The organism is Mesorhizobium sp. WSM4833 (assembly GCF_055811095.1).
In genome coordinates this window covers 1-695 of sequence record NZ_JBVVQG010000046.1, presented here as the reverse complement: position 1 = coordinate 695, position 695 = coordinate 1, and the positions used below count along the sequence as shown (strand labels likewise).

The following is a 695-nucleotide window of genomic DNA, read 5'->3' as shown; positions in this document are numbered from 1 at the left end:
TCCTTGGAGATCGACACCTTCTTGGCGCGGCCGAGCATGTTGAGGCCGACGTTCTCGAGCTTGATGCCGAGGTCTTCCGAGATGACCTGGCCACCGGTGAGGATGGCGATGTCTTCCAGCATGGCCTTGCGGCGATCGCCGAAGCCCGGCGCCTTGACGGCAGCGATCTTCAGGCCGCCACGCAGCTTATTGACGACCAGCGTGGCCAGAGCCTCGCCTTCGACGTCTTCCGAGATGATGAGCAGCGGCTTCGAGGTCTGCACGACGGCTTCGAGAACCGGCAGCATGGCCTGGAGGTTGGACAGCTTCTTCTCGTGCAGGAGGATGTAGACGTCCTCGAGCTCGGCAACCATCTTGTCGGCGTTGGTGACGAAGTAGGGCGAGAGATAGCCGCGGTCGAACTGCATGCCTTCGACGACTTCGAGTTCGGTCTCGGCGGTCTTGGCTTCTTCAACCGTGATGACGCCTTCGTTGCCGACCTTCTGCATCGCTTCCGCGATCATCTTGCCGACCGACTCGTCGCCATTGGCCGAGATCGTGCCGACCTGGGCAACTTCCTCGGAGGTCTTGATCTTCTTGGCAGCCTTGCCGAGCGCCGAGACGACTTCGGTCACGGCCAGATCGATGCCGCGCTTCAGGTCCATCGGGTTCATGCCGGCGGCAACGGCCTTGTGGCCTTCCTGGACGATCGACTG

1 protein-coding gene is annotated in these 695 nt (G+C 62.0%); it reads right to left on the bottom strand.

Going from position 1 to position 695, the window contains the following annotated elements; genetic code table 11:
* A partial coding sequence (gene groEL / locus AC0L2D_RS31800) for a chaperonin GroEL (protein ID WP_473544113.1) occupies positions 1-695 on the bottom strand: 695 nt, incomplete at both ends.